The organism is Paenibacillus sp. A14 (genome assembly GCF_036864815.1).
In the GTDB taxonomy this organism is placed as follows: domain Bacteria; phylum Bacillota; class Bacilli; order Paenibacillales; family Paenibacillaceae; genus Fontibacillus; species Fontibacillus sanfengchensis.
In genome coordinates, this window is sequence record NZ_JBAGJD010000001.1 from 472,915 (window position 1) to 497,716 (window position 24,802).

The window sequence follows — 24,802 nt, forward strand, 5'->3', positions numbered from 1 at the left end:
AGGAAAGCGAGTTGATACGCTTGATCAGCAAAAAAGCGCTGCTTATCGCAGCCTTGTGTCTGTTGTTAAGCTCCTGCGCCCAGAAGCAGGCCGAGCCGGACAAGGCGGAGCAGACACCTCCGGCCGCCGGACAAACCGTACCGGCAAACAATTTATCCGGCGGCGAAGCGGGCGGCACGCCAACGGACAAGGAAGAGAGCCCGCCGCAAACCGGCGAGCCGGGCAAGCCGAACGTCGGGAAGGCGGAAGAAATGGAACCTCCGGCATTGCTGTACCATATCGATAAAGCCTACAATGTCAAACCGAATGAGGACGCAACGGAGAAAAAAGTCGTTTTGCTGACCTTCGACGACGGCCCGAAGGAGAAAGAGATGATCGAGGGCTTGATCGATACGTTGGATAAACATCAGGCGAAGGCGATCTTTTTCGTGAACGGTTATCGCGTAAAGGAGAATCCGGACCTGCTGACCCTGATTCACGAGCGGGGACAGATTATCGGGAATCACAGCTGGGATCATATCGATCTTAAGAAAGAATCGGCGGCCAGCGCCCGCAAGCAGGTGGAGGACGTACAGAACATTGTGGAGGAAACGATCGGGGAGCGTCCGCGCTTTTTCCGGCCGCCGTTCGGTTCGGGCAATGACCGGCTCCATAAGATCGTGGAGGAGAACGGAATGATCTATATGACCTGGTCAAACGGCTCTTTGGACTGGGATTCCAAAAACAAAAACAAACCGGGGGCGGTTATCCAGAACGTGCTCGACCAGCTTCATGCCGGAAGCAATATTCTCATGCACGAGCTGCCGTGGACGGTGGAAGCGCTCGATGAACTGTTGACGAAGCTGGAGGCGAAGGGATACGGGTTCGTCGATCCCCGCAGCATCGGCGACAAGCCGGCTGCCAGTCAATAACCGTAGCAACATGAGCATAAAAGGGGCTGTCCCTCGTCATTATTATGACTTTTGGGACAGCCCGTTTTTTATATTCACTTAGACGGCTTCAAGGTGTCCACCCCGCCCATATACTTGCGCAAGGCCTGCGGAATATGAATCGATCCGTCCTCCCGCTGGTGGTTCTCAAGTAAAGGGATCAGAATTCGCGGTGACGCGGCAGCCGTATTGTTCAGGGTGTGGCAGTATTCAAGCTTCCCTTCCGCGCCCCGGCAGCGTATGTTTGACCTGCGGGCCTGAAAGCTGTGCAGATTGGAAGAGGAGTGCGTCTCGCCGTAAGCCCCGCGGCTGGGCATCCAGGTTTCAATATCATACTGCTTGTAGGTTTTTTGCGACATGTCCCCGGTGCAAACCGCCATCACCCGGTACGGAAGCTCGAGCATATTCAGCAGGCGTTCGGCATGCCCGGTGATCTCTTGATGAAGCGATTCCGACACGGCGGGGTCCGGGCTGCAGATGACAACCATCTCCACCTTGGCGAACTGGTGAACCCGGTAAAGCCCGCGGACATCGCGTCCTGCCGACCCCACTTCATTGCGGAAGCAGGTCGAGACTGCAGCCAGCTTGATCGGCTCGCTTACATCCACGATTTCATTTTCATAAAATGAAATGAGCGGAACCTCCGACGTGCCTGCAAGCCATAGATCTTCACCCTGAATCCGGTATGCCTGGTCTTCTCCCGTAGGGAAAAATCCCGTGTTCCACATTTGCGCGCCCCGCACGAGCATAGGAACCTCCAGCGGATGAAAGCCGGCCTCCATCACGAGATCCAGAGCAAGCTGCTGAACCGCGCGATGCAGGAGCATTCCCGTGCCCTGCAAATAATAACTGCGGCTGCCGCCAACTTTGACGCCTCGGGGGATGTCCAACATCCCGTGCAAAAGGCCAAGCTCCACATGGTCACGGGAGTAGAAGTCGAACTTCGGCGGCTCTCCATGTTTGCGGAGCTCCACGTTATCCGCGTCGCTGTTCCCTGGCGGCGTGTCAGGCGAAGGAACGTTCGGGACTAGGCCCATCAGCCGGTCGAATTCCCGCTGCGTCGACTCCAACTCCGTCTCGACAGCCCTTAAATCCTCATTCAAGCGCCTTACCCGCATTTTCAAACGATCGGCGCCCTCTTCCGGCCAATGTCCCGATTTGGAACATTCGGCTATGATTTTCGTACTCCCGTTTCTCTGCCGCCGCAACTCTTCCGCTTGTTTCAACAAATCGCGCCGCTGCTCGTCCCGCCGGAGCAACTCCTCGATCGAGACGCCGATTTTTTTGGCGTCAGCCGCCATTTGAACCGCTTCCCGATGTTCCCGAATCCATCTAACATCCAACATAACAATACCGCCCCTTCCGCATGGTAAAAAGACAAAGAGCGCCCTCATCCTTGGGACGAGGAGCGCTCTGCTCGCGGTGCCACCCAACTTATTACAACGATTCAAGCGCTGTAATCACTTGGTTCCGCGATAACGGGCGGTCCGGTAAACTTGGAGAAGACCGGGCTTCTCCTGGCGAAAACGCCTCCGAGTTGGATGCTCATCATCGGCATAGTGCGGATTTGAAATTTTTCTTATTTTAGCTAAAATGAAGCGGAAATTCAACCCCGATGGACAGCCCGTATTTCTCACCCCAAGGCGAATCGCTTAGTCCCCACCACAGCAGAACGAGCAAAATCGCCACAAAAACATAAAGAAGAGAATTGAAAAACCATTTCGTCCATTTGATCCGCTGCGAAGGATAAAGCTCCCTGCGGGGCGGGAGCTTGCTGACCTCCACCTCGCCCGGGTCCTCCTCGTCCACAAGGGTAATCATCCCGGAAGCATATCCTTCGGATGCCTCGGCAGGAATGGCCCTCGTTGATGTGACGCCGCCGTCGGCCGATGCGCTCCTTCCATTTTTGCGGCTCCGTTTATGACGTTCCGATCTGCTTAAACGTTCGTTCATGATTCCCTCCGATATTTTATGACTAATCCCGAGATGAGGTCGATGAGAAAGTGACAAACGATCGGTGCCCAGAGGGTTCCGGTTTGCACATAGATATAACCTAAACCATAGCTGCTGGCAAAGACCCAGCCTGTCGGCAGCCAATGCCTCAAGTAACGGATATGAATCGCCGCAAAGAGCACGCTTGTCCAATACGGTCCGATTCCGTTTTGGATAGCGCCGCGAAACAACAGCTCCTCGCATACCGACACGACCAGGGCGATCACAATAGTGTGCCAAACGGGCCTTGTCCTGAAAAGCTTGCTGTTAATCCCTCCGTCATCCATCGCTTCCTCCATGATGAATTTGGAGAGCAGTGCGTCGATCAGAAGCATGGCGGCGGCCAGGCCGGCACCCCAATATAGGAAATTTGGATCATTTGGAAGTTTCAAGATAGAAAGTGGGTTTCTTTTCTGAAAAAAGAGAATGATTAAGCCGATAAATAAAGCAAGTCCCTGAGTAAAGTACAGATTGATCAGCAGCAGTCGATCATCGAGCTGAGCCGGATCCACTTTTTGAATTTTTACGTTGCCGAATTTGAATTTTTTCATAGTTTTTGTCAGACCCTGTCCTTTAAAATATGGTGTAAAGATGCATCCGGCATAGTCTCGCAAGACTCACGGACTAAAACATGGATAAGGAGCGTTCGTTCTATGAACAGAAAGAAATCATCGCGTTTTGAGGTCTGGTTTACCTTCGGATTCCTGTTTACGCTGATCGCAGCGTTCGGCACCTTCATGCTCGGCCTGAGCATGGGGATCACCCGTACGGAGGCCAAGTACTTGAATTATAAAGCCTCCGCGCTCGAATCGGAAACCGAGGTTTCCTACGGGCAGCAGGATCTCGTCACATTCTATTATGTCGTTTATCAGCCCTATCAGCAATTTAAAGAAGAGTACATAAGCATGACAGATCGCCTTCAAAGCGCCGACTCCAAGCTTGCAGCGGCCAAAATTTTAAAGGAGGCTCAGGAGTCCGCCCAGAACCAATACGGCCTCATTTCGGCCAACCCGATTTCGGGCTCTTCGCCGCTGTTGAAGCAAGCCCAGAACGATATATTAAAGAGCCTGAAGCTGTTTGACGAAGGAATCTCCCGCAACGTATCCTTCATGAGCGGCGAGACCGGGCCGAAACTAGCCCGGATCTTGTCAAGCGATGAATTTGCGAAAAACGCCATGGATTACGGCCTGAAAGCCCAAAGCAAGTTCTATGCATCGATTTTAAAATGGAGCGCCAAAGCCGATCAACATATTCCGGATAATTATACGTTCCGGTCCGACACCTTGATCAAGCAGTGGAAGACGTTCTCGTTGGCCCAGAAGAATAAAGCGGTGTCGGACATGATGCAGAACAGCAGATTATATGTATCTTATCTGCCGCAGGATATGACGGCTAAAATCGACCAAATGATCGCAAGCGGCAAGGCTTCCGCCTTGAAACTAAATTCTGTGTCTTCAATTGTGAAAATCCTCACAGAAACGGAAGCCGTCCAAAGTAAGGAGTTCATGAAATGGAAAGCGACATATTATAAATCCGAGATTCTACCCGAACTCCCTTTCTTTGCGGGAAGCTGAGATTTCGCGTTCAGTCGAGAGTTTTCGACATACCTAAAATGATAACTAAAATGCTACCGCGATTCAAGAACCGCCCGGCCTTTCGCTTCGCGGGATTTGAAAGAGTATTGACACCCTCTTACGCAGCATGATACATTATGAAAAATTAGATTTGCAAAACACGTTGAAGGAAAAGAAGTCGTCCGGAAGCTCCCAGAGAGCCGGTGGTGCTGCGAACCGGTAGCGGAAAGGCAACTTCAGCGATCCTGAGTCACTGCGTTGAACCTCTTGGCCTAAGTCAGTAGGCGCAGTCGGATGAATTCCGTTATCATTCCGTCATTTCGACACTGAGGCTATGTCCTGCAAAGGCGCAGCGAATTAGGGTGGTACCACGAACAACTCTCGTCCCTTACTACGGCAGTAGTATGCGGTTCGGGAGTTTTTTTATCACCTGTTTTCAAAGGGCATAGCTTAAAGTGGCGTAATTTGGCCGACCTCCGCTCTTTGACGCACTATAACGGCAGTGGAGAAAAGCGTTCTCGTTTGCGACTGCTTTCGAAGGGTGTCCGTCAAGTATGACCATCCTTACGAACAGCAATCCTATAAAAAAAATACTTAGGAGGAAGAAATCATGTTTAAAGTGTTAGTATCGGATCCGATCAGTGACATGGGGATCCAGCAACTGATGGACGCAAACGACGTCGTCGTAGAGAAAAAGACAGGGCTCACCGAAGATGAACTGGTTCAAATCATCCCTGAGTATGACGCTCTGCTCGTACGCAGCCAAACGAAAGTGACCGAGAAGATTATGGAAGCCGGCAAAAACCTGAAGGTGATCGGACGAGCCGGTGTCGGCGTCGACAACATTAACTTGGAAGCCGCCACGAAGCGCGGGATTGTCGTGATCAACGCCCCCGACGGCAACACGATTACAACCTGTGAGCATGCTTTTGCGATGATGATGGCCTTGGCACGCCATATTCCTCAAGCCTATGCCAAGACGATCCAAGGCACTTGGGACCGTAAATTCCTCGGCGTCGAGCTGCGCAACAAAACATTGGGCGTACTCGGGATGGGCCGAATCGGCAGCGAGGTCGCCAAACGCGCCAAAGCGTTCGGCATGGACATCCTGGGTTATGATCCGTTCCTGACCGAGGAGCGCGCCGAGAAGCTTGGCATCAAGCTGGCAACGGTGGATGATATCGTGCGGAATGCCGACTTCATTACGGTGCATACTCCGCTCACGCCGGAGACGAAGCACATGATTTCGCGCCCGCAATTCGAAGTGATGAAGAAAGGCATGCGGATCATCAACTGTGCGCGCGGCGGTGTGGTTGACGAATTGGCGCTGGTCGAGGCGATCGATCAAGGAATCGTTGCCGGTGCCGCCTTTGACGTCTTTGAAAAGGAACCGCCTGAAGCGGATCACCCTTTCCTGCACAACCCGAAAATCATCGTGACCCCGCATTTGGGCGCGTCCACGGTCGAAGCCCAGGAAAATGTGGCGATCGACGTTTCGGAACAGGTGCTGCATATTCTGCGCAACGAACCGTTCAAAAACGCCGTCAACATGCCGCCGGTAGCCCCTAGCGTCATGAACAAGCTGCAGCCTTACTTCGAGCTGGGCGAGAAACTCGGCGCATTTGCCGCCCAACTGAACAACGAGGCGGTTCAGGAAATCCACGTCGATTACGCGGGCGATTTGTCCGAGGTCGATACGCAGCCGCTGACCCGCTATATCATTAAAGGGGTGCTGTCCCGCCATTTCGGCAGTGACGTCAACATTGTAAACTCGCTGCACCTGGCCAAGGCCCGCGACGTTAATGTGGTCGTTTCCCAGGCTTCCGCCACCAAAGGGTTCACGAACCTGATCAGCGTTTCGCTGAAAACCCAGGACGGCGCGGAACGCCGCGTTGCCGGAACTTTATTGAACGGATACGGCGCCCGGATCGTGCAGATCGACAAGTTCCCGGTCGATATCGCTCCCGAAGGCCATCTGATCTTTATTTCGCACAACGACAAACCCGGCATTATCGGCAGCGTCGGCACGCTGCTCGGCAAGAACGACGTCAATATCGCCGCGATGCAAGTCGGACGTAAAATCGTCGGCGGCGAAGCGATCATGGTCCTCACCGTCGATAAAGAAACGCCAAAGGAAGTGCTTGGCGATCTGACAAAATTGCCGGAAATTAACAAAGCGCAACAAATTGCCTTCGAATAAAGAAAAATCAGATATGTTTCACGTTGAACAAGATTTATCTTCCGCGTTCAACAAAAAAACACCCTTTTCTTAAAGGGTGTTTTTTTGATTTTATCTTTCCTGCGGTTTCTCGACAGGAAGAAGCATATGAAAGATCGTGCCTGTACCGGGCTCGCTTTCGGCATGGATCGTTCCGCCATGGGCGTCCACGATATTTTTCACGATGGAAAGTCCGAGCCCCGTCCCGCCTCTTTCGCCCCGCACCCGCGCCTTATCGGCTTTGTAAAACCGTTCGAAGACGAAGGGCAAGTCGTCGGCCGGGATCCCGACGCCGCTGTCCTTCACGCTGACGTGCAGCGCGGGCCCTTCCCGCTGCGCCTCCATCGCCGCACCGATCACGATCCCACCGCCATCCGGCGTATGGCGAAACGCATTATCCAGGAGATTCGTCAGCACTTGCTCCAGGCGGTCTTCATTCGCATAGGACAAGTGCAAGCCGCCTTCCCCGAGATCAAGTTGCAAGGCGATTTCGTGCTCCTTCGCCCGGACCAGAAATTTACGGTATACCCTTTCGGCCAGTTCCCGGAAATCCACCTCACGCATCGACATGTCGGTATGGCCGGCCTCCATGCGCGCCAGGTCCAACAGGTCGCGGACCAACCGGCCCATACGCAGCGACTCGTCGTGGATAACCTGCACCAGTTCGGCGCTCTCCTCGGGCGATGTCGCCATACCGTCCAACAGCGCCTCGCTGTATCCCTGCATCATCGACAGCGGGGTGCGAATTTCGTGGGATACGTTGGCTACGAAATCCCGCCGCATCTTCTCCAGCCGGACTTCCTCGGTGACATCTCTTAACACCGCGACGGCCCCGCGGATCTCCCCGTCGGAGGTTAGCGGCGCCATATGCACGGACCACACGCCCTTTTTGACATGAATGTTCATGCTTTGGTCGCCTTCCTGGGCCAAAATCCGATGAAACATCTCCATCAGCGGCTTGGGCACTTTGTTGGCGTTCCCCGGCCCGGATGCGGATGAAGCCGCCCCCCCTTCCGGATCGCCTGCTTCCTGCTCCGACAAATCCCCCCACATCTCCAGTATGCGATCCCCCGGGGGATTGGTCAGGATAACATAACCGTTTCCGTCCAGTGTGATTACGGCGTCGTTCATACTGCGAAGCACGCTGGAGAGATGCTCTTTCTCGTGATTCAAACTGCGGATCGTCTTCTCCAGTTCCTCGGCCATATGATTGAACGTGTTGGAGAGCACGCCGATTTCATCGCTGGTGCGCAGAGATAACCGGGTGTCGTACTTTCCTTTTCGGACCGAATCGGCCGCCTGGATCAGCCGCTGCATTGGTTGAGTTATTTTGGTAAACAAAAACAAGGCAAAGAACGTAGTCAGAGAGAACCCAATCATCCCTATAATGACGAACAGCTGTTTAACCGCTCCGGAATTCGTGAAGTTGGTGTCGATATACGGGAGCAGGAACAAGCCCATGGAAAGCAGGACAAACGCAACCAGACAAATGATCGTAATCCACAGTTTGCCGACAAGCGTTCTCCAGAAGCGCACTTATTTCGCGACCTCCAGTTTATATCCTACGCCCCAGACCGTCGTTATCATAGCTGCGGATTCGGGCGAAACCTTATTCAGTTTTTCGCGAAGACGCTTGACATGCGTATCGACCGTGCGTAGGTCACCAAAAAATTCGTAGTTCCACACATCTTTCAACAGCTCCTCCCGGGAAAATACTTTATCCGGAGATACCGCTAAATAATGTAGAAGTTCATATTCTTTCGGCGTAAGACTGACCTCATGGCCGCTGGCCGTCACCCGGTGGGCGTCATGTTCAATGACGAGGTGCGGGAACACGATGTTGTTGCTGGTTCCGCTCTCCTTGGTCAAATAGGCGGTCGCCGAAGCGCGACGCATAATCGCTTTGACCCGGTATATCACTTCACGCGGGCTGAACGGCTTTACCACGTAATCGTCGGCACCGACTTCAAACCCTTGAACGCGATTGATTTCCTCCCCCTTGGCCGTCAGCATCAGAACCGGCGTGGATTTCACCTGCCGCAACCGATTGCAGACCTCCACGCCATCGATTCCCGGCAGCATGACGTCGAGCAGAATCAGCCCGTAATCATTGGACGTCGCTTTTTTCAGCGCCGTTTCGCCGTCTTCGGCTTCATCGATTTCGTATCCTTCCTTTTCCAAATACATCTTAAGCAGGCGGCGAATCCGCTCTTCATCGTCGACTACCAGAATGCGATTTTCTTGATCTGACATGGACAACAACCCCTATTCATCATCTTACATTTCAGCTTAACGGCAAAACTTCGAGATCAGGCGCGAGCTTAATCCGTTCCCGCATAGGAATGAAGCCCGGCAATAATAAGGTTTACACCCACGAGCGTAAACATGACAACGAGGAACCCCAGAACGGCAAGCCAAGAAGCCTGCTTGCCCTGAAATCCGCGGGATAACCGAAGATGCAGGTATGCGCTGTAATACAGCCATGTAATCAAAGCCCAGACTTCTTTGGGATCCCAGCCCCAAAACCGCCCCCAGGCTTGCTGCGCCCAGATCATGGCAAATACAAGCGCCCCCAGCGTAAAGATCGGGAACCCGATCGCGATGGCCCGGTAGCTGATCTCGTCGAGATCATCCGGGTCGATCCCCTTCAGCATAGGAGCCAGCAGTTGACTGAGCGGCCGACGGAGGATAAGCCTTAGCAAGGCATAAATAACGATACCTGATAGTATCGACCACAATACCGTGTTGAATTTACGGCCCGCATTCACGCCCTTCATCCAGGACGGAGCTTCAAACAAAGCCTGATCCATCCCAAGGAATGGCTGGATGGATTCGATCTTGCTGTTATGAGGAGCCACGATAGGCGGCAATTTGTACACTTCTTTACCTATTGTACTATTTTCCTCTACTTGGCTGTCAATATTTGTCGTATTTTGAGTGAAAACCGCTTCGTATCCGGCGGCACGGAACGAGTATACCGAGACAATGAAGCCCACTACTATAATAATAGAAAAAAGCGTAAATTCAACCCATCTTTTTTGCCGGCGGCCACTTTTGTCATGGCTGCCAAAGTCGACGGTCCGCAGCAAATACATTAGCCCGGCGGCGAAACCAACCGCGAAGAAGGATTCTCCCGTCGCGGCCAAGGTGACATGAATGTACAGCCAGATGGATCTCAGCGACGGGATCAGAGGCTGCACTTCCTGCGGGAACACCGCCGCATAAGCCATCACCAGAATCGCAAGCGGCAGCGCGAACATACCGAGCAATATTTTGCGGTAAATGAGAAAAACGACCGTAAAGGCGATCATGATCATCATCGACAGGAAGCTCATGAATTCGTACATGTTGCTTACCGGAACATGTCCGCTGTAAGCCCAACGGGTCCCGCAGTAGATCAGGTGGGCCAGAAGCCCGAGCGATGAGGTCGCGAAGGAAATGCGTCCCCATTTGCGTTCATGCTGCTTGGGGTCCCGGTTCTTCCACGTTTTCCCCGTTACCGCGATCGCGTAAAAGATAAATGAGAGACAATAAAGATAAAAGGCACTTACAAACGCCAGCCTGCTGATCTCCAAAAAATTCATGACCGTTCCCCCCCGTTTTCCAATTCCTTCTCATTCACATCCACGTTCATTCCCTTCAAGAACGCGGCTACTTCCCGGCGTAGGCCGAACCAATTCTTCGACGTATGGGCGCCGAGCGTCAGTACACCGTTATCGATGCGCAGCCAGATCCGGCGATGATGCCAGTAGAATCCCATAACCAGACCGATCATCACAATGCCGAGTCCCAGCCAGACAAAAGGCATCGCGCGGTCGACGCGAATGTTCAGATAACTGGAAGACGCGATAAAATCGACATCGTCCATCCCGAGGACGTCCAGCGAAAGTTTGTTCTGAAGTCCGCCCAACTTTTTGTTGATCGCATCCTGTTGAAAACGCTCTTTGTCAACGACTTTGGGAAAATAAATATATTGAACCCCTTCTTCCGGTAAATCGGGTCCTTTCACCAGGAACAAAAAAGCCGGAGCATTCGGATCGTTCGATTTGGAGACCGGCTGCCCCTTTTCGTTGAGGGAAAAGTCCATGTACTTGTTCTTAAGCTCCAGCGTGTAAGGTCCCAGCTCGTATTTCAGCTGCGGGTCGGTCATGTCCAGTTGAAACTTGCCATACTGTTTTCCCGTTTTCACATCGACCAGAACGGGTTTCACGGACCGAAGCTTCGGCGTAAGATCGAAATCGAACTGATAGGCTTTAACCCCCTGGTAATTCAAGGGATCGTTGACGCGAATCGCATGCCGTTTGACTTCCGTAAGCTCCGGCTCTTTGGAAGGATCGTCGCAATTCGCCGTACATTTATAGAGCACCGCTTTGGTCTCGAACAGCTTAGGAACGACTTTTCCGGTTTCCCGGAATTCCTCGGACATTTCTTCTTCCGTATAGTATTCCACGGTGAACTTCTCATTCTTAAGATACAAATTCGTATCGGGAATTTTCGTGATCTCCCCTTCGGGGAACCAGTAATGCTTGTCAAGATGCAAGCCCGGAAGACCGCGGAACAGCACGGCCAGCAGGAACACGATCAGTCCGATATGAATAACGTAGGGCCCCCAGCGGCTGAACCGCTGCTTCTCCGCCAGCAGCGCATCGCCGTCCGTGTGCACGCGGTAACCTTTCTTCTTCAACGGGGCAATCGCCCGCTGCGTCCAGGCTGCACCGTCCTCCTGGATCGGTCCCTGGTAAACCACCTTTTGGCGCGTAAGGAACTGCATGTGCTTCCTGATCTTCTGCTTTGAAAGCGCTTTGTAAAGCGGCAACACCCGGTCCAGGCTGCAAATGACCAGGGAGGCCCCGATCATGACGAGCAGCGTGACGAACCACCAGGACTCATACGTATGGGACAGCCCCAGCTTGTAATAAATGTCCCCGATCGTCCCGTACTTTTCTTTATAAAAGGTAGAGGGATCGAAACTGACAAAATTGCTCTCCTGTTCGAAGATCGTCCCGAATATGGCCCCGATTAGGGTAAATATGATCAGATATACCGCAACTTTCACCGAAGAAAAAAAATTCCAGATTTTATCGATCCAATTTGGGTTGGCCCGCTGCGAGCGCCGGGCGGCCCCGTCATACCGCATTTCCAGCAGCTCGGTGGAATCGCCGCTGTCGTCCAGGGGTTTCCCGCACGCTTCGCAGAGAACCGTACCGACCCGATTCTGATGACCGCACTCGCACTTCGTGTTCTTAATCATGGCTACTACGCCCCCTTATCGTCGTCAAGGATTTACTAGCTGCTTGATTTGGTCGTCCAGTGTCTCCAAATTCAGCTCCCCTTCGTGGATAGAGGCGATTCTGCCCTTCTTGTTCACAAAAAAGGTCGTCGGCATCGGCACCACGCCGTAATTGCGGACCGCATCGTTCTCAAAATCGTGAAGGACCGGGAAATCGATGCCCAGTTGCTCGATAAAATTCCGCACGGTCATTTCATCTTCTCCGGTATTGATTCCCAGCACAACAACCCCTTGATCGCGCCATTTTTCCCATTGCGCCTGAAGGGCCGGCATTTCGTTTACGCAATAGGTACACCAGGTTGCCCAAAAATTGAGGACCACGGCTTTTCCTTTGTACTCCTCCAGCGTATGTACCTTACCATCCAGCCCAAGCAGCTTGACGGCAGGAGGCTTGTCCCCGAGTTCCGGCTTCCCGCTATCCCCGCCGAATACTGCCGAGCTGATGGCATATCCTCCGAGTATGACGATAAAAACCAATATAATGATTTGAACAGGCCGTCTTGCCTTCCCCATAAAACAACTCTCCTCTGTGACGAATATCATAATCAACGACAAAAAAGTGAACATCCTATGAACATTATATCGAAAAGGAGCGTCTTTTCCGCCGGGGAAATTTTGAATATTATGTGACCTTCTCAATTATATAATAAAATCGCACCGCTGCAATTCAAAAGGCCGCTCATCCGGCGGCCTCCCTGCTATTAAATATTTGACGAGAACGCTCAGCGTTCTCTATGGCTTCTCCCGATCGTCGATTCCCGGGTGATCAGTTCCGGGTCGATCCGCTGGACCGCGCTTCTTTTGATCCTTCCTTCGATGCGCTTCAGCAGCATCTCGGCGGCGGCCAGTCCGATCTTATCGGCAGGCTGCCGGACGGTCGTCATCTGCGGATGCAGTTGCGAGGCGATGTATTGATCGTCATACCCCACCACCGCAACTTGTTCGGGAATTGGGATTCCCGCTTCCATCAGCGCGTTTACGACGCCCAGGGCAATATTGTCATCGCCCGCAAAAACGGCCGTCGGCAGCTTCCCTTTCTCCAACCACCGCCTGCCGGTCTCGTAGCCGAAGGCGATTTCAAAGTCTCCGTTAACGATTTCAAAAGGGGCGATTCCTTTTTCCTCAAGGGCTTGGAGAAATCCCGCCCGGCGTTCCCGGGTGCTTCGGAACGTTTCGTTTCCGCACAGATGGGCTATGGAAGTATGGCCGAGTTCCAACAAATGCGATGCGGCGGCATAACCGCCCTTCAAGTTGTTGATCGTTACGGAAAAAGTGTCATTCTCCGGTTTCTGGTTATCGATCAGGACGTAGGGGATCCCCCGCCGCTTCATTTCCACAATGTAGCTGTCCTCCTCCATCGGGGAGAGAAGAATCAGCCCGTCAACCCGGTCTTCCTGAATCAAATAGTGGCTCCCGTCGGAACCCAGACCGTTCGACACCGAGATGGCCAGAAAATAACCGTGCATGGCCAGCACTTCATTCATTTCTTTTACGATAGCATCGAAAAAAGAGTCTTGAAGTGTTGTCACAATCAAGCCGATAATCCCCGTCTTCCCGCGGGCCAGACTTCTCGCGGCGGCATTCGGCCGATAATCCAGCTCCCGGATGGCATCCAGAACCTTTTGCCGGTTCTTTTCCCGGACCGTCTCCGCCCCGTTTAACACGCGCGATACCGTGACTACGGATAGACCCGACTTTTTGGCCACGTCAAAAATGCTAACTTTCATACCCATTTCTCCTTGCGGCATCATATTCCGACCCAGGGTCTAACCCAAGTATACATTGCCGGAAGCTCTTCCGCTAACCCCGTTTTCAAAAAAGCCGCCCTTCCGGGCGGCTCGCTAAGCAATCTCCGCAAAATTTTACCGGTTCAAGATTTCAGTCACTTTCTTCTGAATTACCGGCATCACTTCCTCCACGGTTTTATGGCCGGTTTCGATCGGCTGCATCTCATTAATAAACATATCGTTGATTTGCGAATAGTGAACGACAAGGTGGTTATACGACTCAAAACCATACTTTGTCGATCCTTCGATAACTTTCTTGATATCCTCCGGTTCGATCCCTTCAAAATGCTTGTAATAAGATTCGGCCGCCTTGGAATTAACGGGTGGATTGCCGCCGCTGAGCTCGATGGACTTCTCCTGGATTTCATCCGTCAGCAGAAACTTGATCCACTCGAACGCTTCTTTCGGATGTTTCGAATCCTTCAGAATCATCAGCGGATCGACAAACAGGTTGCTCCGAACCTTGTCGTTCCCGCCCCAAGGTACCGCCGCCACACCGACCTTAAACGGAAAATCGTTGGAGCCCGCGAGAATCCAGGAACCGCCTACCGTCATACCGATTTTGCCGGCCACAAACGGATCTCCGTTCTGACCCGCGACGCTCTTGCTCCACTCGGAAGTCGGCGACACTTTTTCTTTGAAGATCAGGTCAAAGAGCTTGTTATAGGCGGCGATCACTTCCGGAGAATCAAAATGCGTCTCCGACGGTACGCCGCCGTTCGTCCAAGTATCCTCCGAATACGGCTCCGCTCCGAAATACAGCGGTTTCATATCGCGTTCGGACCAGGCGAAATCCAGGCCGTATTGGGTTTTGGCGATGTCGTCGGAAAGCACGGTCATCTTTCTGGCATCCTCCACCATTTTGTCGAAAGTCCAGCTCTTGTCCTCATAATCGCTCGGCGGGTACGGCAAATTGGCCGCATCAAACATGTCCTTGTTATACATCATCAAGGTTACGTAGATATTGACCGGTATACCGTAGGTTTGCCCTTTCACTTTATAAATTTCCATCAATTCCTTGGGAATGCTGTAGGTTGCGGCATCAAACCCGTCTTCCTTCATCAGGTCGGTCAAATCAAGCAGCATGTCTTTATTGTAATATTCCGCGAAACCGCCATATCCGTAGTGGCTCGTCACATCGGGCGAATTGCCGCCGGCGATCAGCGTCTGCAGTTTGCTGTCAAACTGCTCATAAGGAGCTTTCTCCACTTTGACTTTGATATTGGGATGCTGCTTCTCAAATTCAGGGATAAGCTGCTCGATAAACGTGCGATCCGGGGAATCGATCGTGTAATGCGTGATGGTCACTTGACCGCCTCCGCCGGAGTCCGTTCCTCCACCGCCGCCAGGGACCGTATCCGCAGCCGACTTCCCGCCGGCGCAGCCCGACAAGGATATCGCCGCAAGCAGCAACAATACCATACCAATAACACCTTTCCGCCTTCTCCGAATGTTCATGTTCCAATCCTCCTAATCGATTTATCATTTTGATTTCCGCGCTTTTCGCGGCAGGCTACGACTTGATGCCGGTAAGAACGATCCCCTCCACAAACTGCTTCTGGGCTACGGCGAACAAAGTGACGATCGGAACCATGGCCAGGACGGAGGCGACCATCAATAAATGCCAGGGCGGAATCCGGAATCTCGACGACGTTAACGACGACATGCCGATCGGCAGCGTAAAATGCTCGGACGAGCTCAAATAGAGCACCGGAGTCAGCAGATCGTTCCAGCTATAGATAAAAGCGAATATCGCCACCGTAGCCAAAGCGGGTCCGGAGAGAGGCAGCGCGATCTTGTACCAGATCCGCAGTTCGCTGCACCCGTCCATCCGCCCCGCGTCAAACAAATCATCGGGCAGGGTCAGGAAAAATTGACGCAGTAAAAAGATGTTATACGCGGACCCGAAAAATGCGGGTACGATCAGCGGCAAAAAAGTATCGATCCACTGCAGCTTGGAAAACAGGATGAACTGCGGCACCATGATCGCCGGATACGGCAACATCATCGTGCTGAGCAGCAGCATAAACCAGATGTTGTTGCCCCTCCCCCGGTATCTCGCAAACCCGTAAGCCACAAGCGCCGAGGAGATCAATGTCCCGATTACCGTCATCACGGCAACGATCAGGCTGTTTTTGTATAACGTGCCGAATTGCAGCGTATCGAAAATCTCGCTATAATTCCCAAAACTCCAGGTTTCCGGTATAAAAGTCGGCGGAAATTTCAACATCTCCCGGCTCGATTTCAAAGACGTAGATACCATAAAAAACAGGGGAAGCAGCATCGTAAACGTCGTCGCCAGCAAAAGCAGAAAGCTGATGATTTTCACCGTATCCGGTTTCCGCGGACGCGGAGTTTCAAACGACGGACGACCGGGCTCCGCGGCAGTTCGAACCGTGCTCATCTACGGCCACCTCCTTCATAATGGACGAAGCGGTTGGATAACTTCATAATCAAGGCGGTACAAATCATGACCGCGATCAGCAGCACCCAGGCAAGAGCGGAGGAGTAGCCGGCGCGATACTCTTTAAATGCGCTGGTGTACAGGTTGTAGACGTAAAACCAGGTGGAATAATTCGGCCCGCCTTGCGTCATTACGTACGCCTGAGTGAAGACCTGGAACGAGTCGATGATGCCCATAATCAGTTGGAACAGCAAAACCGGGGAGATCATGGGCAAGACGACGTGTACAAAAATTTTGAACCTTCCGGCCCCATCGAGTCTGGCCGCCTCCACCAAACTGGACGGCACGCCCTGGAGTCCGGCAAGGAACAGAATCATTCCGGAACCGGCTGTCCAAAACGTCATAATGATCAAAGCATACAAGGCGGAATCCGGATCCATCAGCCAGGCCGGTCCCTTGATGCCGAACCAGGACAGCATGTAATTGAACAAACCGATTTGCGGATTAAAAATCCAATACCACAGCAGAGACATGGCAACGCCCGACACCATACTCGGAAAATACATGGCCGTTCTGAAAAATCCGCGCAGCGGAATTTTCTGGTGCAGCAGCAGCGCAAACCCGAGCGCGAGCAAAAGCTGAACGGGAACGCTGATAAAAGTGAACTTCAGGGTTACCCGGACGGATTGCCAGAACAGTTCATTTTGGAACATCTCCCGGTAATTCGCCAATCCGATAAACTCTGGAGGGTGGATAATGTCATAGTCCGTAAAGCTGAAATAAAGTGATGATAAAATCGGGTAAAGCGCAAAAACCAGGAAGCCGATGATCCAAGGTGAAATAAACAAATACATGTAAAAGGTTTGCCTCCGACTCTCACGATGAGTCACAATATCACCATCCTCTTTTAAAAATTAAAGCGCTTTAACTTTTTGTCATTATGTATCGTATGTACCAAATCATCTAGATGCCACCCTAAAAGTTTAAGTGCTTTAACTTCATTTCCTTTGTATACTTAGCATAGAAGATCATCCCAAAATAATCAATAGTTTTTTTTCGGATGTAATCGCTTCCTGTTACTAAACCTCACATAACCCTATGAAATCAAGGATTTCTCCGGCTTTCTGTTTTCAATTTACAGCTGAAAATGGGTGGATATTTAAATGTATGTAATAAAAAATAACACAGCACTGGATGAGTGCTGTGCCCTGTTTCATTTTTCTTTTTTCGGAGCCGGTCTGTTTCCCGGCTTGCCTGCCGTTCTGGCCAGCTTAACTAGGCCTTCAACCTCTTCCTTGGTTAAATGACGGTACAACCCTCTTTTCAGGTTGCCGAGATAAAGATCGCCGAAGGATATGCGCTTCAATTTAGTGACAGGGTGCTGAATGGCTTCAAACATTCTGCGAACCTGCCGGTTCCTTCCCTCATAAATCGTGATAGAAATGGTCGAGTGCTTCTCCTCCGGGTCGATATCGTAATATTCCACCTCGGCGGGGGCCGTGATTCCATCCTCGAGCATGATGCCGTTTTTCAGCTTGTCCAATGCCGTTCCATGGGGGACTCCTTTGACCGTTGCCAGGTAAGTCTTAGCCACGTGGTGCTTGGGATGTGTCAGCAGATGGGCAAATTCGCCATCATTGGTTAACAGCAGCAAGCCTTCCGTATCGTAATCGAGGCGGCCTACCGGGTAAAGCCGCTCGTTAATCCCCTTCAAATAGTCGGTGACGATTTTTCGGCCCTGTGGATCCGAGGCGCTTGTGATGACGCCTTTCGGTTTATTGAACACAATGTACATTTTCTTCTGCGCACCGACCGTTTTCCCGTCAACGGTGATAACGTCCGCTGCGGGATCCGCTTTGGTACCCAGTTCGGTGACGGTTTCCCCGTTGACCTGAACCCGGCCGCTTTGAATCAGTTCCTCGCACTTCCGGCGCGAAGCGACACCCGCTCCCGCCAAAATCTTCTGCAATCTCTCCATGTATATAAGTCACCTCATACACATGATACCCATAGAACCTGAAATTAACAATAGCGGGAGACAACTTGCCTGCCTCCCGCTAAGGTTGAGTTCGTTATAAGGTTTGCCCTGGCCCAGGCGGATTAGCCGGACGGTCCTGGGATCCTTCCGGCAGCCCGGTTTCGCCGTTTGTACCGCCCTGAGGGCCTTCCGCCAGTTCCGTCGGCAAATTCTGGTTATTCTTTTTCTTACCGGTGATCAAGCGCCAAACCACGCCCAAAGCCGCGATAATGACATACCAGAATTTTCTCAACAGCAGAACCAGACCGGCGATCAGCCCGACTTTTTTCGCCACCGCCAGGCCCGCTCCGCCAAGAATCAATGCGGTCAACCCGTATTCGGCCTTCTTGTCCGTCTTGGCGTCGAAATCCTCATAGCGCTGACCTTCTTTAAGCGTAAAGGCCGGCAGCAGCTGGTCCTCCAAAATTTGCTTGGATTTCGCCAGTTCGTTCGGATCGGAGACCAAAATGGCGGATACGTTGCCCTGCCGCGTCAGTATTCTGATGTTGTAGTTGATGATAGGTTCTTTGTTAATGTCATGCGCGCGCAATGCCCAGGTCAAGCTTTTCAGCTTCTCGTCATAGGCCGGAGGCGTTTCCCACCCGTCGACAAACATGTGGTCTGTTTCCGGCCGTTCTTTATTATTCTCCTCGGTCCCCTTGATGTAGCTCTCCAATAAGGCGTCCGCATCGATTTTGTCCTTCTCGTCATCCGAAATATGACCGGTTTCTTCATATTCGAATATGACCGCCCACGATTGATCTTCGGCGATCGGAAATACGGAGCCGATCTCCGTTCCGTTCGGCACGCCGCCGCTTTCGCGCTTGAAGGTTTGGGTATCGGTGCCGTTCAGGAACACAAAATCCTCGCTCAGCTTCAGATCGGCCAGATTGTTCCCGAGCGTTACCGTTTGCCCTTGCCCTTCAACCCAGTTCAGTTCCGTCTCGGCTTGAACGCCGGTGGACGAGAACATGGTAGTAAGCAGCAATGCCGTTAAAGCGACCGCCCCCATTTTTTTCTTCAGTGCACTTTTCATCCGCATGTTATGTAATTCCCTCTTTCCGTTATGTATTTGCAAAAAATGCAGACCTATTCATTTAACCACAACCAATAAAAAAAACCGATATCCCGTGTCAAAACAGGAATATCGGTCCGTGAAGAAAGAACTAAAAAAACCCATTGTTTAGGTAAAAGGTCATGCATAATCAACCAAATAGTATCAGACATACGGCAATCGCCGCAATGAATCCAACCACATCGGAAAACAATCCGACCTTTAAAGCGTATCTTCCGTTTCGTATCCCGACCGCTCCAAAATAAACCGTCAACACATAGAGTGTCGTGTCCGTGCTCCCCTGAATGGTTGAAGCAATGCGCCCGATCATCGAATCGGGTCCATAGGTTTTGATCAAATCGGTCGTGAAGGCCAAAGAGCCGGTGCCGGTCAACGGCCGAAGAATTCCGAGCGGCAGGACTTCCGGGGGAACGCGAAGCGCCTCCAGAAAAGGCGACATCCATCCGACGAAAAACTCCAGCGCCCCCGATGCCCGAAAGACACTGATGGCGACCATCATCCCCACCAGATGCGGAATGATGCCGATGGCGGTGGAGAAACCGTCCTTGGCTCCGTCCACAAAGGACTCGTAGACGGGGACTTTCCTTATGTAGGCGTATAAAGGGATAAACGCGATCATAACCGGAACGGCCCAGGCGGACAACAGATTGACCCAGTTCAGCAAATGTCATCTCACCTCTTTATCGTTAAATTGGGCGCGGAAGTCGTAACGGTCGGCGGTTTTTTCCAGGCGTATCTTCTTCTGTACCAGCGATCCGCGACAATGGCGGCCAGCGTAGCGATGGCCGTAGCCAGCAGGGTAGAGCCGACGATCTCCGCGGGATTAGCGGAGTGGTAATTCAAACGTATGGCGATTAAGGTTGTCGGAATCAGCGTAATGCTTGCCGTGTTCAGCGCAAGCAGGGTGCACATAGCGGGAGAGGCCGTTTCTTTGTCGGGATTAAGCTCCTGCAACTGCTGCATCGCACGGATCCCCATCGGCGTGGCGGCATTGCCGAGTCCGAGCAGGTTGGCGCTCATATTGGATAAAATAAATCCCATGGCCGGGTGATTCTTCGGAACATCGGGAAACAAATAGGCTACGACAGGACCCAATAGGCGTGAGATGGCCTTTACCAGGCCGGATTCTTCGGCAAGCTTCATAATCCCCATCCAAAACACAAGCACACTGATGAGCCCAAAACAGACGGTAACTCCTGTAGCCGCCCCTTCGAATGCAGCTTGGGTGACCGTGTTAATATCGCCTTTTATGGCGGCAAACAGAAAACCGATGAGTATTAAGCCCAGCCAAATTTTGTTGACCACAAGGATTTCCCCCTTCCCAAAACGGTCCTTAATCCCTGGCGAGCAGCAGCCTTCTTAGCACCATTTCCAGCGAACCGGGCCAGGTTGCGGGATACCCACCGTCCGGCCGATAGGAAGAGGATGTCTTCGCTTGATGAAAGCTGCTCTTTGCCGGCGGGTTGCCGCCATCGGAGCGGCTTTGGTAGACCGGAACCTTGCCGATTTCCCGCCCTTGGAGCGAAACCACAATTTCTCCCCGATAAGCGAAGGACAACACCTCTCCTTCCCGGCTCTTAAAATGAAGCTCGACCTCCCGCTTCTCGCTTTCCATGAGCGGGTATCGAAACCCGGTACCCGCGGTTAAACCGGTTTTTACCGCTTGCCCTTCTTCCACCAGCGTTTGCAGCGGAAAATGGGCGAAGCCGTAATCCAGCATTTTTCGATGATCGTTCCAGTCATCCCCGTCGTTGATCGTCACCGCGACCAACTGCTGGCCGCCCCGGGTGGCGGAACTGACCAGACAGCGTCTGGCCGTCTTGGTATACCCGGTTTTTACGCCGTCGGCCCCTTCATAAAAACGCAGCATTTTATTTTTATTATCCCAACGGTAATCCCAAGGATCATTGGGATTCGGAGCTCTTCGGCTTGGCGTTTTCACAATTTCCTTAAATAATGGATTATGCAGCGCATAGGCCGTAAGCTTGGCCAAGTCGTTCGCCGAAGAATAATGCCCGTCGGCGTCAAGGCCGTGAGGGTTTTTAAATTGCGTATGTTCCAGCCCAAGCATCTTGGCCTTTTGGTTCATCAAATACACGAAGCCTTCCTCGGAGCCGCCGACATGCTCGGCGATCGCCGTCGCCGCGTCGTTGCCGGACCGGAGCATTAAGCCGTACAGCATGTTTTCCAGACTCATTTCCTCGCCGAGGTGAAGATAGATCGAAGAGCCTTCTTTGCCGTAAGCGTTCCGGCTTACCTTGACAAGCTCATCGGGTTTGCCGTGCTCGATGGCGACGATGGCCGTCATGATTTTGGTCAGACTGGCGATAGGCAGTTCTTGGTCTCCCGACGCACTGTATAGAATCCGGCCGGACGTCACATCGATCAGCGAGGACGCCTGGGCGTGCGTGGTCGGGGCTGCCGGTTCACCCTGTGCTTGTCCCGATAATGAAAACGCAAGCACAAGACTTAAGGTAAGCATGCCGAGTGCCCGAATTCTGGATGTACGTTTCATCTTAATTCCTCCGACTTTCGCTTATGCGAACTGGTATATTTATATGCAGCAGTCCATGGGAGTATGTCCAAACCCCGAAAGACAAGGGACAGTTATATTTGCGCGACTGTTCAAAAAAAGACCCCTCCCGGGGTTCCGGAAAGGGAACAGCGATTACGCAAAAGGTTGGATGGCGGGCGTTGTGGTTGTTCCAGCCGTTGCGTTCGCCATATTTGCCGTGGACATTGCCCCTGTCGTCTGGGCCCCGCCGCTGTTTGGCAGCATCGATTGAATTTTGTCGATGACCGAAGGCACGGCGTCGATGATTTTCTCCATCAGATGAGTCTGGTTGTCCAACGGAACGATGTTCACACCCTGCTTGCCCACGACCAGGAAGGCGATGGGATTGATCGAAACGCCGCCACCGCTGCCGCCGCCGAACGGCCGCCCTTTACCGCCGTCGGGATGGGCTCCGGTTTTTCCGTCTTTCTCGTCAAGGTTAAAGTCACTTCCCCCTGCGGCAAAGCCGAAACCCACGCGGCTGATCGGTAAAATGACGCTGCCGTCCGGCGTCTGGACAGGCTCGCCCACGATCGTGTTCACATCGACCATGTCCTTAATATTTTCCATAGCTGTCTGCATAAGGCCTTGTATCGGATGTTCATTCATTGGGTCACTACCTCCTTAATAAGCCGGATTTATTAAGCAAGCATTATGTTGTCCTGCCCCGGAGGGAAATATGCAAGCCGCCCTATTGCGGTTTTGATCCGGTAAGAAGCCGCCGCCATATTTTCAAACCGCCCTTTACTTTCAAAACCCGATAAATCAGTATCAATCCGGCATAAACAGCATAACCGAAGCTAATTTCCGCCATGCAGACCAATTCCGTGGAAAATGTCGGGCTCGTACCGAACAGGGGAACGACAAACAGTTTGGGGCGCCGGCGCAGCTTGATATGATAGGATAGCCATCCGACAATCGTGCTTTTTACGGCCCACAAAGCCCCGGTCAGCGTGGCGGTATGGGCGGCATCCCGCAAGGCCACATTGGTGGACCAATCGAACTGGACAAAAGAGATTCTTTGAAGCGTGTTGATCAGCCATTTCTTAAACCCTTCCGTCGCCGTCACCATCTCACGAAGCTGCTGCATCCAATGTTTTACCTTATCCTTGTTGATCGAATTCTCCCCGGCCGCCGAAGGTCCAGCCGTAAAATTGTCGCTCCGGTCGCTCTCCACCCACAAACCTTGCTTCAGATCGGCAAAACCCATGGCCGGGATCTCATAATGAAGCGATACCAAACCGAACAGAAGTGTGACATCCAGTTGAATCAGTTCGTCCCGGTTTTCTTTTTTAGCTTTCAAGCGAAATTTAATTTTGGAATTCAGGATGACGAATAGGACGATCAGCAGCAACAAAATCAGGATGCTTCCGAGCCAAAAAATCCACACAGGAAAGCCCTCCATGCCATTCTATGGAATAACAAGCTCCGATTAGTATGACACTGGGTTCATAAAAAAATTCCAGCCCTGCCAGAATTAAAAAAACCGCCCCAACGGGCGGTTCAATTCAAATCCTATTCAATCCTGTTCATTCTTGTCCACATCGTCAAACGTCAACTGCTGTTCCTCCAGTTTCTGGAATAACAGCTGTGTTTCTTCTTCCAATTGCTCGCTGCTTTCAAAATCGGCCAAATCCGGCAAATCCTGAAGGCTGGCCAGTCCGAAATAATCGAGAAAAGCCTTCGTCGTCCCGTACAAAATCGGTCTGCCGATCGCATCCGCACGGCCCACTTCTTCGATCAGATCTTTGTTGACCAGGGTATGGATCGCCCTTTCCGACTTCACCCCGCGAATCTCCTCGACTTCAATCCGGGTGATCGGTTGACGGTAGGCGATGATGGAGAGTGTCTCCAGCGCGGCTTGCGACAAAGTGGAACGCGAGGGGGAATAGGCCAGTTTCTCGAAATACGGCGCATGCTGAGGCAGCGTTGCCAGCTGGTAGTTCCCGGCGATCTGTACGATCTGCAGCCCCCGATCTTGACGCTCGAAGGAGCTCTTCATATCCTGCAAGGCTTCGATAATCAAGTCCTGCCGCTGATCCGTCACTTCCGCCAGCTGCTTCGGACTGATTCCTTCTTCACCCGCCAGAAAAAGCAATCCCTCAATAATCGATTTCAATTCCTGATAATTCATCGGCCTTTCCTTCCCCTCTCCACTCCATAACGATATCATCGAACAATTTGTTCTGGTAACATACGATTTGCTTCATTTTCATTAACTCCAGTACAGCCAAAAAAGTCACTACGATTTCATGTCTGTGCATCTCCTGATGCAGCAGCTTGGAAAATAACAGTCTTCCGCCTTTTCCCACCGTTTCCAGGGCGGATAGCACCTCCCTGATCCGGTCCTTTACCGAAATTTCGTCGCGATGAATCCGCGCCACGGCATTACGCTTGACCGATTTACGGATCGCCTTCTGAAACACCGCGATCAGATCGGCGGCATGAAGTCCCTTAACCGGGTTCTCCTCGATATCCGGCAAGTAGGGCGTTAAATCCTCGGGCTCCTTGGAAAAGATCAGGCTGCGTTCCCACTCACGCTCATGAAGATGCTCGGCAATCCCTTTATATTTGCGATACTCGATCAACTGGCGGATCAGCTCGTCCCTCGGGTCCTCTTCTTCCTCCAACAGATAATCGAAATCGTCCTCCAGTTCAATAACGGGCGGTTTGGGCAGGAGCTGTTTGGATTTTATGGACAGCAGCGTCGCCGCCATGACGAGGAACTCGCTGGTCACCTCAAGCTCCAGTTCCTGCATATTGTGCAAATACTCGAGGTACTGGTCCGTGATCTCACTGATCGAGATTTGATGAATATCGATCTCGGCCTTATCGATCAGATGCAGCAGCAAATCCAGCGGCCCCTCAAATGTCTCCAGTTTGTATAATACGGTCGTCAATGAACATCCTCCACCCGTTGTACATCGTGAAGCATCCAGTGCCTCTAAAAAGAAAAAATGCA

At 52.1% G+C, this 24,802-nt stretch carries 24 protein-coding genes and 1 other annotated feature; of the genes, 3 read left to right on the top strand and 21 right to left on the bottom strand.

The features are described from left to right. Positions 1-20 precede the first annotated feature (20 nt). The gene (locus V4U88_RS02330; RefSeq protein WP_334071611.1) at positions 21-911 is read left to right on the top strand and encodes a polysaccharide deacetylase family protein; all 891 of its coding nucleotides are present in this window, start codon (positions 21-23) and stop codon (positions 909-911) included. A 74-nt stretch (positions 912-985) separates the two neighbouring features. On the opposite strand, the gene serS is transcribed toward V4U88_RS02330, so the two are convergent. The 3 genes from serS to V4U88_RS02345 form a co-directional block, all read right to left on the bottom strand. Continuing rightward, on the bottom strand, positions 986-2,275 hold the full coding sequence (gene serS / locus V4U88_RS02335; protein ID WP_334071613.1) for a serine--tRNA ligase: 1,290 nt from the start codon (positions 2,273-2,275) through the stop codon (positions 986-988). Between the two features lie 238 nt (positions 2,276-2,513). Beyond that, complete coding sequence (locus tag V4U88_RS02340; protein ID WP_334071614.1) at positions 2,514-2,882, bottom strand: hypothetical protein; 369 nt, start codon at positions 2,880-2,882, stop codon at positions 2,514-2,516. After that, on the bottom strand, positions 2,879-3,472 hold the full coding sequence (locus V4U88_RS02345; protein WP_334071615.1) for a CPBP family intramembrane glutamic endopeptidase: 594 nt from the start codon (positions 3,470-3,472) through the stop codon (positions 2,879-2,881). Before V4U88_RS02345 ends, V4U88_RS02340 begins: the two co-directional genes overlap by 4 nt. Before the next feature lie 102 nt (positions 3,473-3,574). On the opposite strand from V4U88_RS02345, the gene V4U88_RS02350 reads away from it, so the two are divergent. Both V4U88_RS02350 and serA read left to right on the top strand, forming a co-directional pair. Further along, positions 3,575-4,495, top strand: a complete 921-nt coding sequence (locus tag V4U88_RS02350; RefSeq protein WP_334071616.1) for a hypothetical protein — start codon at positions 3,575-3,577, stop codon at positions 4,493-4,495. A 154-nt stretch (positions 4,496-4,649) separates the two neighbouring features. After that, positions 4,650-4,887, top strand: a binding site (T-box leader). A 218-nt stretch (positions 4,888-5,105) separates the two neighbouring features. Beyond that, positions 5,106-6,695, top strand: coding sequence for a phosphoglycerate dehydrogenase (gene serA, locus V4U88_RS02355; RefSeq protein WP_334071617.1), 1,590 nt, complete (start codon positions 5,106-5,108; stop codon positions 6,693-6,695). Between the two features lie 90 nt (positions 6,696-6,785). On the opposite strand, the gene V4U88_RS02360 is transcribed toward serA, so the two are convergent. From V4U88_RS02360 to V4U88_RS02445, 18 genes are all read right to left on the bottom strand, one after another. After that, positions 6,786-8,249: an ATP-binding protein gene (locus V4U88_RS02360; RefSeq protein ID WP_334071618.1), complete on the bottom strand. Its 1,464-nt coding sequence runs from the start codon at positions 8,247-8,249 to the stop codon at positions 6,786-6,788. Next, on the bottom strand, positions 8,250-8,966 hold the full coding sequence (locus tag V4U88_RS02365; protein WP_334071619.1) for a response regulator transcription factor: 717 nt from the start codon (positions 8,964-8,966) through the stop codon (positions 8,250-8,252). It abuts the gene before it with no gap. A 68-nt stretch (positions 8,967-9,034) separates the two neighbouring features. Further along, positions 9,035-10,297 carry a cytochrome c biogenesis protein CcsA gene (ccsA, locus tag V4U88_RS02370; protein WP_334071620.1) on the bottom strand — a complete coding sequence of 421 codons (1,263 nt, stop codon included), beginning with the start codon at positions 10,295-10,297 and terminating at the stop codon, positions 9,035-9,037. Beyond that, positions 10,294-11,964 (bottom strand): cytochrome c biogenesis protein ResB, encoded by a 1,671-nt coding sequence (gene resB, locus V4U88_RS02375; protein WP_334071621.1) that lies wholly within the window; start codon positions 11,962-11,964, stop codon positions 10,294-10,296. The genes ccsA and resB overlap by 4 nt, the downstream gene beginning before the upstream one ends. 24 nt (positions 11,965-11,988) lie before the next feature. Further along, positions 11,989-12,516 (bottom strand): peroxiredoxin family protein, encoded by a 528-nt coding sequence (locus tag V4U88_RS02380; RefSeq protein WP_334071622.1) that lies wholly within the window; start codon positions 12,514-12,516, stop codon positions 11,989-11,991. 209 nt (positions 12,517-12,725) lie between these two features. Beyond that, positions 12,726-13,730, bottom strand: a complete 1,005-nt coding sequence (locus V4U88_RS02385; RefSeq protein WP_334071623.1) for a LacI family DNA-binding transcriptional regulator — start codon at positions 13,728-13,730, stop codon at positions 12,726-12,728. Positions 13,731-13,865: 135 nt separating this feature from the next. Further along, positions 13,866-15,248 (bottom strand): ABC transporter substrate-binding protein, encoded by a 1,383-nt coding sequence (locus V4U88_RS02390; RefSeq protein ID WP_334071624.1) that lies wholly within the window; start codon positions 15,246-15,248, stop codon positions 13,866-13,868. A 55-nt stretch (positions 15,249-15,303) separates the two neighbouring features. Continuing rightward, entirely contained in the window at positions 15,304-16,194 is an 891-nt protein-coding gene (locus tag V4U88_RS02395; RefSeq protein ID WP_334071625.1) for a carbohydrate ABC transporter permease, read from the bottom strand. Continuing rightward, a complete protein-coding gene (locus V4U88_RS02400; protein ID WP_334071626.1) occupies positions 16,191-17,048 on the bottom strand; it encodes a carbohydrate ABC transporter permease in 858 nt (285 codons plus the stop codon). Before V4U88_RS02400 ends, V4U88_RS02395 begins: the two co-directional genes overlap by 4 nt. A gap of 359 nt (positions 17,049-17,407) precedes the next feature. Then, entirely contained in the window at positions 17,408-18,172 is a 765-nt protein-coding gene (locus V4U88_RS02405; protein ID WP_334071627.1) for a pseudouridine synthase, read from the bottom strand. Between the two features lie 94 nt (positions 18,173-18,266). Then, positions 18,267-19,253, bottom strand: a complete 987-nt coding sequence (locus tag V4U88_RS02410) for a DUF2167 domain-containing protein (protein ID WP_334071628.1) — start codon at positions 19,251-19,253, stop codon at positions 18,267-18,269. Positions 19,254-19,416: 163 nt separating this feature from the next. Continuing rightward, on the bottom strand, positions 19,417-19,950 hold the full coding sequence (locus tag V4U88_RS02415; RefSeq protein WP_334071629.1) for a spore maturation protein: 534 nt from the start codon (positions 19,948-19,950) through the stop codon (positions 19,417-19,419). 8 nt (positions 19,951-19,958) lie between these two features. Next, entirely contained in the window at positions 19,959-20,591 is a 633-nt protein-coding gene (locus V4U88_RS02420) for a nucleoside recognition domain-containing protein (protein WP_334071630.1), read from the bottom strand. A 28-nt stretch (positions 20,592-20,619) separates the two neighbouring features. Further along, a complete protein-coding gene (locus V4U88_RS02425) occupies positions 20,620-21,801 on the bottom strand; it encodes a D-alanyl-D-alanine carboxypeptidase family protein (protein ID WP_334071631.1) in 1,182 nt (393 codons plus the stop codon). Between the two features lie 153 nt (positions 21,802-21,954). Beyond that, positions 21,955-22,449 (bottom strand): GerW family sporulation protein, encoded by a 495-nt coding sequence (gene ytfJ / locus V4U88_RS02430; RefSeq protein WP_334071632.1) that lies wholly within the window; start codon positions 22,447-22,449, stop codon positions 21,955-21,957. 82 nt (positions 22,450-22,531) lie between these two features. Then, the gene (locus V4U88_RS02435; protein ID WP_334071633.1) at positions 22,532-23,230 is read right to left on the bottom strand and encodes a DUF2953 domain-containing protein; all 699 of its coding nucleotides are present in this window, start codon (positions 23,228-23,230) and stop codon (positions 22,532-22,534) included. 129 nt (positions 23,231-23,359) lie between these two features. Then, on the bottom strand, positions 23,360-23,974 hold the full coding sequence (gene scpB, locus V4U88_RS02440) for an SMC-Scp complex subunit ScpB (RefSeq protein ID WP_334071634.1): 615 nt from the start codon (positions 23,972-23,974) through the stop codon (positions 23,360-23,362). Further along, positions 23,943-24,740 carry a segregation and condensation protein A gene (locus tag V4U88_RS02445; RefSeq protein WP_334071635.1) on the bottom strand — a complete coding sequence of 266 codons (798 nt, stop codon included), beginning with the start codon at positions 24,738-24,740 and terminating at the stop codon, positions 23,943-23,945. Before V4U88_RS02445 ends, scpB begins: the two co-directional genes overlap by 32 nt. Between the last annotated feature and the right edge of the window lie 62 nt (positions 24,741-24,802).